The sequence below is a fragment of the Nocardioides carbamazepini genome, assembly GCF_024614185.1.
Lineage (GTDB): Bacteria > Actinomycetota > Actinomycetes > Propionibacteriales > Nocardioidaceae > Nocardioides > Nocardioides carbamazepini.
Genome location: NZ_JAHTLF010000024.1, coordinates 173,143 through 188,544, shown reverse-complemented (window position 1 = coordinate 188,544; position 15,402 = coordinate 173,143). Strand labels below are relative to the sequence as shown.

At 74.4% G+C, this 15,402-nt stretch carries 11 protein-coding genes; 7 read left to right on the top strand and 4 right to left on the bottom strand.

The genetic code is table 11. The features are described from left to right. Nucleotides 1-29: 29 nt before the first annotated feature. Complete coding sequence (locus tag KVF89_RS25895; protein WP_257430002.1) at nt 30-332, top strand: MGMT family protein; 303 nt, start codon at nt 30-32, stop codon at nt 330-332. A gap of 15 nt (nt 333-347) precedes the next feature. On the opposite strand, the gene tpx is transcribed toward KVF89_RS25895, so the two are convergent. Both tpx and KVF89_RS25885 read right to left on the bottom strand, forming a co-directional pair. Next, nucleotides 348-839, bottom strand: a complete 492-nt coding sequence (tpx, locus tag KVF89_RS25890; protein ID WP_257430001.1) for a thiol peroxidase — start codon at nt 837-839, stop codon at nt 348-350. Between the two features lie 35 nt (nt 840-874). After that, a complete protein-coding gene (locus KVF89_RS25885) occupies nt 875-3,412 on the bottom strand; it encodes an SCO7613 C-terminal domain-containing membrane protein (RefSeq protein ID WP_257430000.1) in 2,538 nt (845 codons plus the stop codon). Between the two features lie 510 nt (nt 3,413-3,922). Here KVF89_RS25885 and KVF89_RS30510 point away from each other — a divergent pair. Both KVF89_RS30510 and KVF89_RS25870 read left to right on the top strand, forming a co-directional pair. Then, the gene (locus KVF89_RS30510; protein ID WP_308212739.1) at nt 3,923-7,186 is read left to right on the top strand and encodes an ATP-dependent helicase; all 3,264 of its coding nucleotides are present in this window, start codon (nt 3,923-3,925) and stop codon (nt 7,184-7,186) included. Then, nucleotides 7,183-10,449 (top strand): ATP-dependent helicase, encoded by a 3,267-nt coding sequence (locus KVF89_RS25870; RefSeq protein WP_257429998.1) that lies wholly within the window; start codon nt 7,183-7,185, stop codon nt 10,447-10,449. The genes KVF89_RS30510 and KVF89_RS25870 overlap by 4 nt, the downstream gene beginning before the upstream one ends. Nucleotides 10,450-10,628: 179 nt before the next feature. Here the strand turns inward: KVF89_RS25870 and KVF89_RS25865 are convergent, their stop codons facing one another. Further along, nucleotides 10,629-11,132 carry an OsmC family protein gene (locus tag KVF89_RS25865; protein ID WP_257429997.1) on the bottom strand — a complete coding sequence of 168 codons (504 nt, stop codon included), beginning with the start codon at nt 11,130-11,132 and terminating at the stop codon, nt 10,629-10,631. A 29-nt stretch (nt 11,133-11,161) separates the two neighbouring features. On the opposite strand from KVF89_RS25865, the gene nudC reads away from it, so the two are divergent. Continuing rightward, nucleotides 11,162-12,118 carry an NAD(+) diphosphatase gene (gene nudC / locus KVF89_RS25860; RefSeq protein WP_257429995.1) on the top strand — a complete coding sequence of 319 codons (957 nt, stop codon included), beginning with the start codon at nt 11,162-11,164 and terminating at the stop codon, nt 12,116-12,118. Nucleotides 12,119-12,120: 2 nt separating this feature from the next. Here the strand turns inward: nudC and KVF89_RS25855 are convergent, their stop codons facing one another. Further along, a complete protein-coding gene (locus KVF89_RS25855) occupies nt 12,121-12,378 on the bottom strand; it encodes a mycoredoxin (protein ID WP_257429993.1) in 258 nt (85 codons plus the stop codon). A 73-nt stretch (nt 12,379-12,451) separates the two neighbouring features. Here KVF89_RS25855 and KVF89_RS25850 point away from each other — a divergent pair, with 73 nt between their 5' ends. From KVF89_RS25850 to KVF89_RS25840, 3 genes are all read left to right on the top strand, one after another. Next, nucleotides 12,452-14,527 (top strand): ATP-dependent helicase, encoded by a 2,076-nt coding sequence (locus tag KVF89_RS25850; RefSeq protein WP_257429991.1) that lies wholly within the window; start codon nt 12,452-12,454, stop codon nt 14,525-14,527. A 157-nt stretch (nt 14,528-14,684) separates the two neighbouring features. Then, on the top strand, nt 14,685-14,975 hold the full coding sequence (locus KVF89_RS25845) for a hypothetical protein (protein WP_257429989.1): 291 nt from the start codon (nt 14,685-14,687) through the stop codon (nt 14,973-14,975). Between the two features lie 151 nt (nt 14,976-15,126). Beyond that, complete coding sequence (locus KVF89_RS25840) at nt 15,127-15,393, top strand: WhiB family transcriptional regulator (protein WP_141003398.1); 267 nt, start codon at nt 15,127-15,129, stop codon at nt 15,391-15,393. The last annotated feature ends 9 nt before the right edge of the window (nt 15,394-15,402 follow it).

The following is a 15,402-nucleotide window of genomic DNA, read 5'->3' as shown; positions in this document are numbered from 1 at the left end:
TTGTCCGAGGCGCCCGGCATGATCGTCTCGTGGACGAGGGGTACGTCGAGCGGGTGCTCGACCTGGTCGAGCAGGTGCCGCCGGGGCGCGTCACGACGTACGGCGCGGTGGCGGCCGTCGTCGGAGGGGGACCCCGTCAGGTGGGGTCCGTGATGGCGAGGTACGGCGGCCCGGTGCCGTGGTGGCGGGTGGTGCGTGCCGACGGAACGCTCCCGCCGAGCCACGACGACCGGGCCCGCACGGCGTACCTCGCCGAGGGCACCCCGCTGCGCGACAGCAGCGGGGCCCTCGACATGCGCCGGGCCTTCTGGGACCCGGCGACGGGGGACTAGCCCGGGAGTCTCAGCTCAGGACAGCGCCGCGACGGCGGCGTCGTAGTCCGGCTCGGTCGCGATCTCGGGGACCAGCTGGGAGTGGAGCACGGAGCCGTCGGCGTCGACCACGACGACCGAGCGGGCGAACAGGCCGGCGAGCTTGCCGTCGGCCATCCGCACGCCGTAGTCGTCGCCGAAGGACGAGCGGAAGCCGGAGCCGACCTGGACGTTGTCGATGCCCTCGGCGCCGCAGAAGCGGCCCAGGGCCGGCGGCAGGTCCTGCGAGACGTTGATGACCGTCGTGTTGTCGAGGCCGGCGGCGAGCTCGTTGAACTTCCGCACGCTGGCCGCGCAGACACCGGTGTCGATGCTCGGGAAGATGTTGAGGACAGCACGCTGGCCCTCGGGGAGGGTGATGCTGCTGAAGTCCGCGCCGGTGAGCTCGAAGGTCGGGGCGGAGGAGCCGACGGAGGGGAGGTCGCCGACGGTCTGGACGGGGTTCCCCCCGAGTGCAGTGGTAGCCATGTCCCCTTGTCTAGCAGGTGACCGTACGCCGTCCGTCACCGGAGGCGGCCGAGGAGGCCGGCGGCCTTGCGCACGTCGAGCAGGCGTCGCTCCCAGGTGATCCCGACGACCGTCAGCAGCGCCCCGGCCAGCCCGATCCAGACCCACTTCGGGAACTCGCCGGCGTAGGGCCCGAGCTCGCGCAGCACCACCGCCGCACCGACGCCCGCGCCCACGACCAGCGGCGCGCTCCAGCGCATCGCCGCGCCGGCCACGGTCAGCGCCAGGCAGGCACCGCCGAGGGCCAGCGCCCGCAGCGACACGGGGTCGCCGAGCACCCAGATCAGGGAGGGCACGGTCGCGAGCAGCAGCCCGGGGAGCAGCGCCTCGACGGTGCCGACCGCCGCCGAGCGCCGGAGCCGCCACAGGCCGAACGCGAGCAGCGCGGCCGAGAGAGGCAGCGTGTACGGCTCCGGCTCGGCGACGTCGAGGTCGGCCAGCCGCACCCAGCTGGCCAGCAGCAGGAGTCCGGCGCCCGCGAACGCGCAGCCGCGGCGCGACTCGTGCAGCAGCGCCGTCCCGCACAGCAGGAAGCCGCCCACCGTCAGCCACAGTGCCGCGTAGCCGCCGACGTCCGTGGTGGTCGACAGCGAGACGGGCAGGGCGAGGAGGGCGACCACGGTCGCGGACGCCTCGACGTCGATGCGGGGCAGGGCGAGGGCGAGCACGCCCACGACGAGCAGGACCGGGATCGAGACCCAGGCGGCGTCGTCGCCGATCACCATGACCGCCGCGGCCGTGGCCAGGCCGAGCGCCGCCGGGGCGCCGATGCCCGCCACGACGCGGGTCGCCTGCTGCCGGCCGAGGACGGCCACGGCGACGAGCCCCACGGCCAGCGGTGCGACGTGGACCAGCACGAGGCCGTCGCTGGGCAGCGCGCCCATCGCGACCGCCGCCGTCACCGTCACGGTCACGAGGGCCCACACCGTGGCCTCCACGCCGGCCGTCCGCAGCGCGAGCACCGCGCCGCCGAGGGCCACCACGGCGAGCACGGCGAGCGGCGCGGCCAGCGGGACGTCGTACGAGGCGACGGTGGTGGCGAGGGAGACGCCCGTGACGAGGCCGGCGACCCGGCCCCAGGCGGGCAGCGTACGCAGCGTGCGGTCTCGGTCGATGAGGGCGACGCAGGCGAGAACCGTCAGGAGGGAGGGAACCAGCAGGGCCGGCTCGGTCACCGGGTCGGGCGTCGTGAGCCGTACGCCGAACGGCCGGTCCAGGACGTCGGCCACCTGGGACCAGCGGTCGAGCGCGTCGGCGGTCGTCCGCAGCGCGAGGCCGACGAGCACGAGGCTGCCGGTGGCGGCGGGAGCGATGGCGACGATCCGGGCCGCCCGGGGGAGCGCGCCCAGGGCGAGCACCCAGGCGGCCGTCGTCCCGAGGGCGACGAGACCCACGGTGCGGGCATCGGTGTCGACGGACGGGAGGGTGAGGACGACGGTCACGAGCATCGCGGCGCCGCTGGCGCCGGCGAGCAGCAGGGCGCGGTGCCGGACGACGGCGCCGGGGACCAGCAGCACGGCTGCGCTGACGAGCAGCGACCAGCCGGTGCCGTCGATCCAGAGCCGGCGCAGGTCGGGCGTCGCGAGGGACTCGGCGAACGCGGCACCGGCCGTGCAGAGCCAGACGAGGCCGGCAGCGCCGGCGGCGCTCCACAGCAGAGCGGCGGCACCGGTGCGGCGGCCGAGCAGGACCGCGCCCACCGCCAGAGCGGTGATGACGTGGCCGGCGACCAGCCAGTGGTCGGTGGCGCTGGCCGCGCCGGCGTACCCGGTGAACAGGCCGATGCCGGCGATCACCTGGGGCGCCACCAGCCTCGGCCGGTCGCCGACCCGGACCAGGCCGAGCCCGGCGCCCGCGAGGGCGACGACCAGGCCGGTGGCGCAGACGATCGCGCCGTCCGGGCCGTCGCCGAACCAGCCCGCGGCACCGGCGCCGACGACGTCGAGCGCGAGCAGGCCGAGTGCCACGACCACGAGCGACTCGCCGGCGATGCGGAGCCCGACCCGGTGCAGCAGCAGCGCGGCGGCGCCGGCCGTCAGGGTGAGACCCGCGAGGACCGCGGTGCGGCCGCCCACGCCCAACGCCGACCAGGACACGGCCAGGAAGATCACCGCCGCGACCAGGAGGCAGAACGCCCCGAGCCCGAGCAGGATCTTCGGGACCGAGGCGAACGAGACGCCGCCGGGAGAGGCGAGCACGAGCGGCGGTGCGGGCGGCGGAGCGGGAGGCGGGGGGACCGGGCCGGGGTAGGACGGCAGGCCGGCCGTCGCCGCGCGCTTCGGCGGCGTCGGCGCGGCGGGAGGCACGAGCGGACCGCCCAGGCTGCTCGGCGCGGCGACCTCGGCGGGCCGGTCGTGGAAGGCGTCGCTCGCGGTGCGGAGCCGCGCCAGGAGCCCGTCGGCCCGCTGGAGCGCGCCGAACAGGTCGGCCGCGACGGGGTGGCGGACGAGCAGGTCGCAGGCCGGGCAGACGGAGATGCCGGTGGGCAGAGCGGAGCGGCAGTCGGGGCAGAGCGACGGGTCGGCGTAGCGCATGAGTACATTCCCCCATCTGTCGCCGCCGGCCGCCAGCGACGCGCCACTCAGACCCCGCTGAGCATCGGTACTCAGGACCCGCTTCCTCCACAGGTCCGGTCCCGTCCTGGGGATGACGCGGGTCGGCCTGTGGACAAGGCTCGGCGTGTCTGTGGACGACACGCCGAGCAACGGTGGATGAGCGAGAACCCCCGTAAAAACCTGGCGAAACCCCTTGCCACCCACGGGTGGACGGGCGTAGAACTTCTCCCACGCACTCCTCCGGGAGAGCGGGATCAGCCGGAAGGCGACGATCCAGCCGGCCGGCCACGACCTTCGGGTCGAGGCGAGGCGGCCCCTCACGGGGACGCTGGCCGCGCGAGCCGGGTGACGAGGCTCGCGGGATCGCAGCAGCCGGACGATCGATCGGGAGCGTCACCAGTACCGGTCACCAGAAGGGCCCCTTGCGACTCATACTCGCGAGGGGCCCTTCGCCCATTTCTGTCGGACCGGGGTGGTTGAGTGGCGCCCGTGGACCCCTCGACCGCCCCGACCAGCTACCGCTTCGCCCCGCCCGCCGCGGTCGCGGCGGTGCCGGTGCTCGACGAGCACCAGCAGCAGGTCGTCGACCACCCGGGCGGGCCGTTGCTGGTGCTGGCGGGCCCCGGCACGGGGAAGACCACGACCCTGGTCGAGGCGATCGTCGACCGGATCGAGCGGCGCGGGGCGCGGCCCGACCAGGTGCTGGCGCTGACGTTCTCCCGCAAGGCGGCCGACCAGCTCCGCGACCGGGTGACGGCCCGCCTGGGCCGCACGACCGGCACGCAGCTGAGCTCCACGTTCCACTCCTTCGCCTACGCCCTCGTCCGCCGCTACGCGCCGGCCGGTCTCTACGAGGCGCCGCTGCGCCTGCTGTCCGCGCCCGAGCAGGACGTGATCCTGCGCGAGCTGCTCGCCGACCATCCCGAGTCCGTGCGGTGGCCCGAGCGGTTCCGGCAGGCGATGGCCACCCGCGGCTTCGCGCGCGAGGTGCACGCCGTGCTCGGCCGGGCGCGGGAGAAGGGGCTCGACGGCGAGGCGCTGCGCCGGCTGGGCGAGACCGAGGGCATCGAGGAGTACGTCGCCGCGGGCCTCTTCCTGGAGCAGTACCTCGACTCCCTCGACTCCCTCGGCGCGACCGACTACGCCGACCTCATCCGGCGGGCGCGGATCGAGGCCGAGGACCATCGCACCGAGCTGCGCGAGCAGTTCCGGCACGTGTTCGTCGACGAGTACCAGGACACCGACCCCGGCCAGGTGGCCCTGCTGCAGGCGATCGCCGGTGACGGCCGTGACCTCGTGGCCGTCGGCGACCCGCACCAGTCGATCTACGGGTTCCGGGGGGCGGAGGTGCGCGGCATCCTCGAGTTCCCGACGGCGTTCCCGCGCGCCGACGGCACGCCCGCCGACGTCGTGGCGCTGCGGACGGTGCGGCGCTTCGGCCCCGGCATCCTGGCGCCCGCTCAGCGGGTGGCCGGCCGGATCGGACTACGGGGGACCATCCCTGCCGAGGCCCGCGAGCGGTTCCTCGCTCCCCGGGCCGACGGGTCGGCGTACGGGCCGGGTCGGGTGCAGGTCCGCACCTTCGACACCGAGCGGGCCGAGGCCGAGCACCTCGCCGACCTGCTCCGCCGTGCCCACCTCGAGGACGGGGTGCCCTGGGACGAGATGGCCGTGCTCGTGCGGTCGGGGCGGGCGAGCATCGCGCCCCTGCGCCGGGCGCTCGGCGCGGCCGGGGTGCCGGTGGAGGTCGCCCGCGACGAGGTGCCGCTGGTCCGTGACCCCGCGGTGCTGCCGCTGCTCGAGGGGTTGCGGGCGGTCGTCAACCTCGACAACGACGACCCCGAGCACGTGGAGCACGTCGACGCCGCCCGGGCCGAGGCGCTGCTCACCGGACCACTCGGCGGTCTCGACGCCGGCGACGTCCGCCGGCTGGCGCGGCTGCTGCGCAACCGTGAGAAGGACCTGTGCCAGGAGACCGGGGGCACTCCCCGCAGCTCGCGGGAGCTGGTCCGCCTCGCGGTCCTCGACGCGTCCCACCTCGCCGCGGTCGACGCGCCCGAGGCGGAGCGGGCGCGTGGCCTCGCCGTCCTCCTGGGCCGCGCGCGTGCCGAGCTCGAGGCCGGGGCGAGCGCTGAGGAGCTGTTGTGGACCCTGTGGTCCGGCACCTCCTGGCCACAGCGGCTGCGGCGCTCGGTCGAGACCGGAGGCGGCGCGGCACGTCGGGCACACCGCGACCTCGACTCGATCTGTGCCCTCTTCGACGTCGCGGTCCGCGCCGGCGAGCGTCGCGAGCATCTCGCCGTGGCACCGTTCCTGGAGGGCCTGGTCCAGCAGGAGATCCCGGCCGACACGCTGGCGGATCGCGGGGCCCGCGGCGCGGCCGTGCGGCTGTTGACCGCCCACCGCAGCAAGGGCCTCGAATGGCGCCTGGTCGTCCTCGCCCACGTGCAGGCGGAGGGGTGGCCGGACCTCCGGCGCCGCTCGACACTGCTCCAGGCGGACCGGATCGGGCCCACGACCGAGGGAGGTCTGGTCGGCTCGGTCGTCCCGCCCCTGACCACCCGGGAGCTGCTGATGGAGGAGCGGCGACTGTTCTACGTCGGGTGCACCCGCGCCCGCGAGCGACTCGTCGTGACCGCGGTGCGCTCGAGCGAGGACGAGGGGGAGCAGCCGTCGCGCTTCCTCGACGAGCTGGGCTCCACCGTGGAGCACGTCGTCGGCCGCCCGCCGCGCCCGCTCTCCCTCGATGGGCTCGTGGCCGAGCTGCGTCGCACCCTCGCCGACCCCGACGCCGATCCCGCCCTGCGGGACGCCGCGGCGCGGCGTCTGGCCCGGCTCGCCCGCGAGCGGGTCGGGCGCCGCCTCGCGGCGCCGGCGGCCGACCCGGCGACCTGGTGGGGCACCCGCGCCCCCAGCCGGTCCGCGGAGCCGATCCGCGACGAGGACCGGCCGGTTCCGGTGTCGGCGAGCATGCTCGACGCCCTCGCCGTCTGCCCGACCCAGTGGTTCCTGATCCGCGAGGCGGGCGGCGTCGGCCGTGCCCATCAGTCGGCCAACCTCGGCGAGCTGGTGCACGCCCTCGCCGAGCGGGTGGCCTCGGGCGACGCGCCGCCCGACCCCGATGCGCTGATGGCCCATGTCGACGAGGTGTGGGACCGCCTCGACTTCCGCACGCCGTGGTCCAAGCAGCGTGAGCACGAGCGGGTCCGGGCGGCCCTGGAGCGGTTCGTCGACTGGCACGAGGCCAACCCACGCGAGCTGGTCGGCCGCGAGGAGCGGTTCTCGACCGTGGTCGAGGTGGGTGACGAGCAGGTCCAGGTGACCGGCTATGCCGACCGGGTCGAGCTCGACGCCGACGGCCGGGTCGTGGTGGTCGACCTCAAGACCGGGCGCTCCAAGCCGAGCGACACCTCGGTCAAGACGCACGTCCAGCTCGCGCTCTACCAGTACGCCGTCGACCACGGTGCGCTCGACCCGCCGCCGGGGGAGCTGGCCACGGCACCGCACCAGGCGGGCGGCGCCGAGCTGGTCCAGCTCGGGTTGACGGACGGCGGGCCGGACGCGACCGTCCAGCGGCAGCCGGTCCATGCCGACGACGGCCCGGAGCGCGACGAGCTGCGCGCCCGCCTGTCGCACGCGGCCATGCTGATCCGGGAGGAGCACTTCCCGGCGGTCGCCGGCCAGCAGTGCCGGACCTGCACCTTCGTGTCCCTGTGCCCGGCGAAGAGCGCGGGAGCGGTGGTGGCCCAGTGAACGCCGTGACGGCCGCCCGGATCCCGATGGCGATCGAGACGCCCGCCGACCTGCAGCGTGCGATGAAGGCGCCGTTCCCGCCGAGCGACGAGCAGTGGGCCGCGATCAGCGCGCCGCTGCGTCCCGCCGTCGTGATCGCCGGCGCCGGGTCGGGCAAGACCACGCTGATGGCGGCCCGGGTGGTCTACCTCGTGCTGACCGGTCAGGTCCGTCCCGAGGAGGTGCTCGGCCTGACCTTCACGACCAAGGCCGCCGCCGAGCTCCGGCAGCGGATCCGCACGGCGCTGCGCGACGCCGGCGCCCTGGACCCGGTCGGCGGCCCCGTGGACCTCGACGGCGAGGCCGACGAGGTGCTGGAGCCGACCGTCGCGACCTACAACGCCTACGCCTCCGGCCTGCTCACCGACCACGGCCTGCGGATCGGGCACGAGCCCGACACCCGGGTGATCACCGACGCCGCGCGCTACCAGCTCGGCGCGCGGGCGGTCGACCGGTTCACCGGCCAGATCGACCTGCTCACCGACCATCCTGAGACCGCGATCCAGAACCTGCTCGCCCTCGACTCCGCGATGAGCGAGCACCTGGTCACGCCCGACCGGGTGCTCGACCACGACGCGGCGGCGCGGCGCGGGTTCGACCGGGCGCGCAACGAGGAGCTGGCCGGCAAGGCGCGCAAGACCTACGTCGACGCCATCGACAAGGCGATCAGCGCGATCGACCGGAGGGCCGAGCTGCTGCAGCTCGTGGCGGCGTACCGGCGGCTGAAGCGCGACCTGGGCCTGATGGACTTCTCCGACCAGATCGAGCTCGGTGCCCGGCTCGCGGCCGAGCGCCCCGAGGTCGGGGCGGTCGAGCGCGGCCGGTTCAAGGTGGTGCTGCTCGACGAGTACCAGGACACCTCGGTCGCCCAGGCGATCATGCTGTCCCGACTCTTCTCCGGGCCCGATCCCGGCGCGGGGCTCGGGCACGCGGTGACGGCGGTCGGTGACCCCAACCAGGCGATCTACGGCTGGCGTGGTGCGTCGGTCGCCAACATCCTCAACTTCGCCGAGACCTTCCCGGCGACCGACGGCACGCCCACGACCTACGCGCTGACCGTCAACCGGCGCTCCGACCGGCGGATCCTCGCGGTCGCCAGTCACCTCGCCGAGCCGTTGTACGGCGCCCTGGAGCTGCGTGGCGCAGGCGTCGCCCGGCTGCGCGCTCCCGACGGTGCCGCGGACGGCGCCGTGGAGGCGCGCACGTTCGAGACGCAGCGTGACGAGCTGACCTGGCTGGCCGACGCGGTGCGCGACGCCCACGGGGGTGAGCCGGGTGACTGGGCCGGCATCGGGGTGCTCACGCGTGACAACGCGCATGCAGAGCTGGTCTTCGACGCGCTGACCAGCGCCGGGGTGCCGGTCGAGATCGTCGGCCTGTCCGGGCTGTTGCGGCTGCCCGAGATCGCCGAGATCGTGGCGGTGCTGCGGCTGTTGCACGATGTGACCGACAACGCCGCCCTGCTGACCCTGCTGGCCGGCCCGCGCTGGGCGATCGGCCCGCGCGACCTGCGGCTGCTCGGCCAGCGGGCCGGCGACCTGGCCGGTCGTCGCGGCCGGTCCGCCGAGCAGGTGTCCGTGGCCGAGCAGCTCGTCGCGATCGCCGACGGCATCGACCCCGCCGAGACCCCGTGCCTCGACGACGCGCTCGCCGATCCGGGGGAGGCCGCCTACTCCGCGGAGGCGCGGTCGCGGTTCGGGCTGCTCCGCGACGAGCTGCGACTGCTGCGCTCCTCGGTGGGAGAGCCGCTGCTGGACCTGGTCCGGCGGATCATCGACGTCACCGGCGCCGACGTCGAGCTCGCCTCCGCGGTGAGCCCGGCTGCGGCGGCCCGCCGCGACAACCTCGACCTCTTCGTCAAGGCGGTCGCCGACTTCCAGGCGGTCGACGGTGACGTCTCCCTGCCGGCCCTGCTCGCCTATCTCACGGCCGAGGACGACCAGGGCAACGGCCTCGACGTCGCGACGCCGACCGAGGCCGACTCGGTCAAGCTGCTCACCGTCCACCGCTCCAAGGGCCTGGAGTGGGGCACGGTGTTCTGCGTCGGGGTCTGCGAGTCGCGGTTCCCGTCCGCCCAGGGGCGGACCCTGTGGGTGTCGTCCCCGGCGGTGCTGCCGGCGCCGCTGCGTGGCGACGCCGGGGACCTCCCGCAGCTCGAGGGGTTCGACAAGGCGGCGCTCGACGACTATCGGCGACGGACGAAGGCACACGAGGCCGACGAGGAGCTCCGGCTCGGGTACGTCGCCTTCACCCGGGCCGCGCGCCGGCTCGCGGTGTCCTCCTACCAGTGGGGGCCGCGCAAGACGCCCTACGGTCCCTCGGCCTTCCAGGAGGCGGTCCGGGAGGTCCTCACGTCGTGGGGCATGCCGCCCGAGCCGTGGCTCACCCGCCCCGAGAAGGGCGCCGCCAACCCCTACGACGCCGAGGATCCGTCGCGGCCCTGGCCGGTCGACGGTCTGGGTGAGGAGGCGCGGCTGCGCCTCGACGCGGCGGCGCGGGTGGCCGCGGCCGACCCCGCCGCCGTCGACCGGGACCTCGACATCGTCACCGCCGCGCGGGTCGCCGAGTGGGACGCCGAGATCGAGCAGCTCCTCGCCGAGGCCCGCCTCGCGTCGGGGGCGGGCAGCGAGATCGTCGTCCCGCTGCCGTCGTCGCTGTCGGCCACCGCCCTCGGCCGGCTGCGCGACGACCCGGAGGACTTCGCCCGCGACCTGGCGCGCCCGATGCCGCGCCCGCCCGCGCCCGCGGCGCGGTTCGGGACCCGCTTCCACGCCTGGGTCGAGGCGCGGTTCGGCCAGCAGGGCCTCTTCGATCCCGACGAGCTCGCGGGCCGCGCCGACGCCGGGATCGATGACGAGGCGGACCTCAAGGAGCTGGTCGCCCGCTTCGAGGAGGGGCCGTTCGGCAGCCGTGAGCCACATGCGGTCGAGGCGCCCTTCGCACTCGTCCTCGGCGGCGGCGACGGCCGGCGCCAGGTCGTCCGGGGCCGGATCGACGCGGTCTACGCCGAGCCCGACGGCACCTTCCTGGTCGTCGACTGGAAGACGGGCACCCGGCACGACGCCGACCCGTTCCAGCTCGCGCTCTACCGGCTGGCCTGGGCCGAGCTCGAGGGCGTCGACCCCGATCGGGTGCGTGCGGGCTTCTTCTACGTCCGCACCGGCGAGCTCGTCGTCCACGACGACCTGCCGGACCGCGGTGAGGTGGAGAAGCTCCTCGGTTGAGCGTCGCCAGGTGGGCTCAGCCTCGATCCGTGGAAGGCCACCTGCTACGCGACACCACAGCGGCGCGCTGGCGGCGTTGCAGCCGCTCAACAGTGCAACCCGGACTGCCCTCGCGGCTGCGCCTTGCCATCGCACCCCTGTGGTGCCGCTCGCGACGGTGCCCTTCCACGGATCGAGGCTCAGAGCCGGACGACGCGGATCTCCGGGGGCTCGGCGAGACTCTGGCCGACCACGCAGTAGCGCTCGGTCGCGGTGGCGAGCCGGGCCAGCGCGGCGTCGTCGGCGTCGGTGTCGACGGCGATGACGACCACGATGTCCCGGACGCCGACCGGCGCGTCCCGGTCGATGGCGAGCGTGCCGCGGGCGTCCCACCATCCGTCGGCAGCGAGCCGCGCGGAGCGGATCTCGACCCCCATCGCCGTTGCCACGGCGCGCAGCGTGACCCCGGCGCACGCCAGGATGGCCTGCAGCAGGAGGTCGGCCGAGCAGGCGTCCTCGCCGTCACCCCCCGCGGCCGGGTGCAGCCCGGCCCGGACCAGGCCGGCGAAGCCGCCGACGGTCGCCGTGACGCCGGGATCGCGGTAGTCGCCCGCGGCGATGGCCGGGATCCGGGCGGCGGCCGGGTCGGTGCGGTACCGCTCCTTGAGGGGCGCCTGAGCGGCGCGCAGGGTGCTGGCGTCCATGGTTCAGCCTAGGCCCCTAGGCTCGGCGTGTGACGTTCCCGCACCTCTCGCTGGTCGCCGACCCCCATGACCGCCTCGGGCTGCTCCGCAGCGACGCCGCATGGCTGGAGGAGCGCTGGGCCGACCCGACCGGTCGGGTGCTCGTGATCGCCGGCACCCGGGTCCGCCCCGGACCGGACGGGCTCGAGTGGATGTCGACCGCGGACGCGCCGGACGGCGTACGGGTGCTGCTGGGGGCGCGCGGCGAGGTGACCTGGTGGGCGGTGATCGTGCCGGGCGAGGCCGCGTCGGCCGAGCCGGAGCGGTGGCTGCCGCTGCGTGGGCTGCTCCCGTTCCTCGGTGCCGGCCAGGGCGACGGCCAGCGCGACGGGCGGCGCGTCGGACCGGGCGACGGGCCGGGTGTCGCGCCGCTGGTGTTCCATGCGATCGGGCTGGCCGAATGGCACTGGGCACACCGCTTCTGCCCCCGCTGCGGGGGATCGCTCGTCCCGCGGGCGGCGGGGCACGAGCTGGTGTGCGTGGACTGCGGCAAGCCGCAGTTCCCGCGCTCGGACCCGGCCGTGATCATGCTGATCGCGGCGGGGGAGCCGGGAGCGCCCGACGAGCGCTGCCTGCTCGGGCGCAACCACAGCTGGCCCGAGGGCCGGTTCTCGACGCTGGCCGGGTTCTGCGAGCCGGGGGAGTCGCTGGAGGACGCCGTGCGCCGGGAGGTGCTGGAGGAGACCGGCGTGGGCGTCGGTGAGGTGACCTACTTCGGCAACCAGCCCTGGCCGCTGCCGTCGAGCCTGATGCTGGGCTTCCACGGACGGGCGGTGTCCGAGCAGATCCGGCTCGACGACGACGACGTCGAGGACGCGCGCTGGTTCACCCGCGAGGAGATGCGCCGCCAGGCCGCCGACGGCACCCTGGTGCTGCCCGGAGGAGTGTCGATCAGCCGCTCGCTGGTCGAGGACTGGTACGGCGGGCCGCTTCCGGGCAGCTGGTGAGGTCAGGCCCCGATCTGCTGGAGCTCGTCGAGCTTGGCCTTGACCTGGGCGACGCTCGGGTTGGTCTGCGCGGTGCCGTCGGTGTAGACGAGGGTCGGCACGGTCTGGTTGCCGTTGTTGGCGGACTCGACGATCGCGGCGGCCTCGGGCTGCTGCTCGATGTCGACGATGTCGAAGGCGATGCCCTCCCGGTCGAGCTGGCTCTTGAGGCGCTTGCAGTAGCCGCACCAGGGAGTGGTGTACATCGTGAACGAGCTCATCGTTGTGTCGCCTCCGCCGTCTAGGGTCTGTGCGTCCACCCAACCACGCCCGTGAAGGAGATGTTCCCCCGCCATGTCCGAGTCCATCGAACGACTCCTCTCCGCGCTCGACCCGGAGCAGCGGCAGGTGGCGGAGACGCTGCGCGGGCCGGTGTGCGTGCTGGCGGGGGCGGGGACGGGCAAGACGCGGGCGATCACCCACCGGATCGCGCACGGCGTGATGAGCGGGGTCTACGCGCCGACCGAGGTGCTGGCGGTCACCTTCACCACGCGGGCCGCCGGCGAGCTGCGGCAGCGGCTGCGCCAGCTCGGTGCGCCAGGGGTGCAGGCCCGGACCTTCCACAGCGCCGCGCTGCGCCAGCTGCGCTACTTCTGGCCCCACGTGCACGGCACCGAGCTGCCGATGCTGACCGAGTCCAAGATCCCGATGCTGGCCGGTGCCTGCCGCAACCTGGGGCTGCGGGCCGAGCAGGCGCTGCTGCGTGACCTCGCCTCCGAGATCGAGTGGGCCAAGGTCAGCAACGTCGGCGCCGACGACTACCCGCGGATCGCACCGGCCAAGGGCCGCTCGGTCGCGGACCAGACCCCGGAGACGATCGGCCGGGTGATCGCGGCCTACGAGCAGGTCAAGCGTGACCAGGGGCGGATGGACATGGAGGACGTCCTGCTGCTGACCGCGGGCGTGCTGGCCTCCGACGAGCGGGTCGCGGCGCAGGTGCGGCGACAGTACAAGTGGTTCGTCGTCGACGAGTTCCAAGACGTCTCACCCCTGCAGTCGGCGTTGCTCGACCTGTGGCTGGGCGGTCGTGACGAGCTGTGCGTGGTCGGCGACCCGGCCCAGACGATCTACAGCTTCGCCGGCGCCGACGCGACCTACCTCCGCGACTTCCCGAAGCGCTACGACGGCACGACGTCGATCGAGCTGGTGCGCAACTACCGCTCGACGCCGGAGGTGGTCGCGACCGCCAACACGCTGCTGTCGGGGACGTCGAGCGCCGGCGTGGACCTGCGCTCGCAGCAGAAGGCCGGGTCGGCGGTGCGGTTCGTGGGAGAGCCCGACGAGGTGGCCGAGGCGCGCGGCGTGGCCGACCGGATCCTGCGGCTCCAGCGCGCGGGGACGGCGTACGGCGAGATGGCGGTGCTGTTCCGGATCAACGCGCAGTCCGAGACCTTCGAGGACGCCCTGGCCGACCGCGGCATCCCCTACATCGTGCGGGGCGCGGCCCGGTTCTTCGAGCGGCGCGAGGTGCGTGAGGCCGTCACCCGGCTGCGCGGTGCCGCCCGGTCGGGCGAGAGCGACGGCAGCCCGTGGCTCGAGGTCGTCAAGGGCGTCCTCGGCGGCATGGGCTGGACGGCCGAGCCGCCGACCTCCCGCGGTCAGGTCCGCGACCGGTGGGAGTCCTTCCAGGCGCTGGCCGACCAGGCCGAGGAGTTCGCCACCGAGCACGGCATCGAGGCGTCGGTGACGACCTTCGTCGACGAGCTCGACCGGCGCACGACCGAGCAGCACGCGCCGAGTGCCGACGGCGTCACCCTGGCCACCTTCCATGCGGCCAAGGGCCTGGAGTGGGACGCCGTGTTCTGCTGCGGGGTCCAGGACGGCACCGTGCCGATCGTCTACGCCGAGCAGGGCGGCGCCCGGCCCGACGCGGTCGAGGAGGAGCGGCGCCTGCTCTACGTCGGCGTGACCCGGGCCCGCCGCGAGCTGACGGTCTCGTGGTCGGCCGCCCGCAACCCCGGACAGGCGCCGCGACGCCAGCCCTCCCGGTTCATCGTGCCGATGCTCCCGGCCGGCCAGCAGCCGCAGCAGACCCGCGGCCGGACCAAGGTCGCACGCTGTCGCGACTGCCTCCAGCCGCTGTCGACCGCCGCGGAGAAGAAGCGGGGGCGCTGCGCCCACCACCCCGTGCGCTACGACGAGGCGCTGTTCGAGCGGCTCAAGGCCTGGCGCCTCGAGACCGCGCGGGAGGCCGGCGAGGACGGCAAGCCGCTGCCGGCGTACGTCGTCTTCACCGACGCGACTCTCGAGCTGATCGCCGAGCACAAGCCGACCTCGATGGCCGCCCTGGCGAAGGTCAACGGGGTGGGTCCCCACAAGATCGAGCGCTACGGCGACGCGGTCCTCGCACTCGTCTCCGAGGGCGGCTGACGGGGTGCCGACCGCGGAGTTTGAGAAAAACCTCGAAAAAACGCGATAAATGATTTGCGCGTCCCGGCGACGGGCCATTACCGTCGTCAGGCAAGTTCCACTGCGCATCACAGCCCTGGCACGGCTGGCGCCCGCACGCACCGAAGGAGGTGGCCCCATGGAGAACACGACGATGAACCCGGTCTTCCCGGTGATGACGTCCGCTTGGCAGCCCACGCTGTCCGCGACCCTCGGCTGCGCCACCTCTGCTCTCGCGACCCTTGAGGTCCAGGGCATTGCCGCGCGTCCGGCCACGGTTCCGACCGCCTTTGCGCCGTTTGCCGGCGCGTCGTGCGTCGCCGTGGCTGCCGATGCCGCCAAGCGGGAGCGCGCCATCACCGGCACGGACCACCGTGGCAGCAATGCCGCCTACGTCCCGGGTCTTCTCGCCTGGAGCCCACCGATCTGACACCTGATCAGCTCGGCAGCCTCCAGGCCGCGGAACCCGAATAGACCGGGATCCGCGGCCTTCGTACTTCTCAGACCGAGAACCGCGAAGTCCACCGGATCCCACGGAAATGACAACGCGATCAGGTCAGAACTGAGGAGGTGAAAAGCAGATGACGACCAGTGTTCTCGAGCCGACGCTGGACGAGCTGCTGCCGTGCCGGCTGAACGACGCGGAGCTGTGGTTCGCAGAGTCCCCGTCGGACGTCGAGGCCGCGAAGGCGCTGTGCCTGGACTGCCCGGTCCAGAGCATGTGCCTCTCGGGCGCCCTGGAGCGGCGCGAGCCGTGGGGCGTCTGGGGCGGCGAGCTGTTCCTGGCCGGCGTGGTGATCCCACGCAAGCGGCCCCGGGGCCGCCCGCGCAAGGACGCCGCGGCGTAGTCCACCCGC

Excerpts from the sequence above, each read along its gene's own strand:
- tpx (WP_257430001.1), bottom strand. The coding sequence starts at position 839 with ATGGCTACCACTGCACTCGGGGGGAACCCCGTCCAGACCGTCGGCGAC.
- KVF89_RS25885 (WP_257430000.1), bottom strand. The coding sequence starts at position 3,412 with ATGCGCTACGCCGACCCGTCGCTCTGCCCCGACTGCCGCTCCGCTCTG.
- KVF89_RS25865 (WP_257429997.1), bottom strand. The coding sequence starts at position 11,132 with ATGGACGCCAGCACCCTGCGCGCCGCTCAGGCGCCCCTCAAGGAGCGG.
- KVF89_RS25855 (WP_257429993.1), bottom strand. The coding sequence starts at position 12,378 with ATGAGCTCGTTCACGATGTACACCACTCCCTGGTGCGGCTACTGCAAG.
- KVF89_RS25850 (WP_257429991.1), top strand. The coding sequence starts at position 12,452 with ATGTCCGAGTCCATCGAACGACTCCTCTCCGCGCTCGACCCGGAGCAG.
- KVF89_RS25845 (WP_257429989.1), top strand. The coding sequence starts at position 14,685 with ATGGAGAACACGACGATGAACCCGGTCTTCCCGGTGATGACGTCCGCT.
- KVF89_RS25840 (WP_141003398.1), top strand. The coding sequence starts at position 15,127 with ATGACGACCAGTGTTCTCGAGCCGACGCTGGACGAGCTGCTGCCGTGC.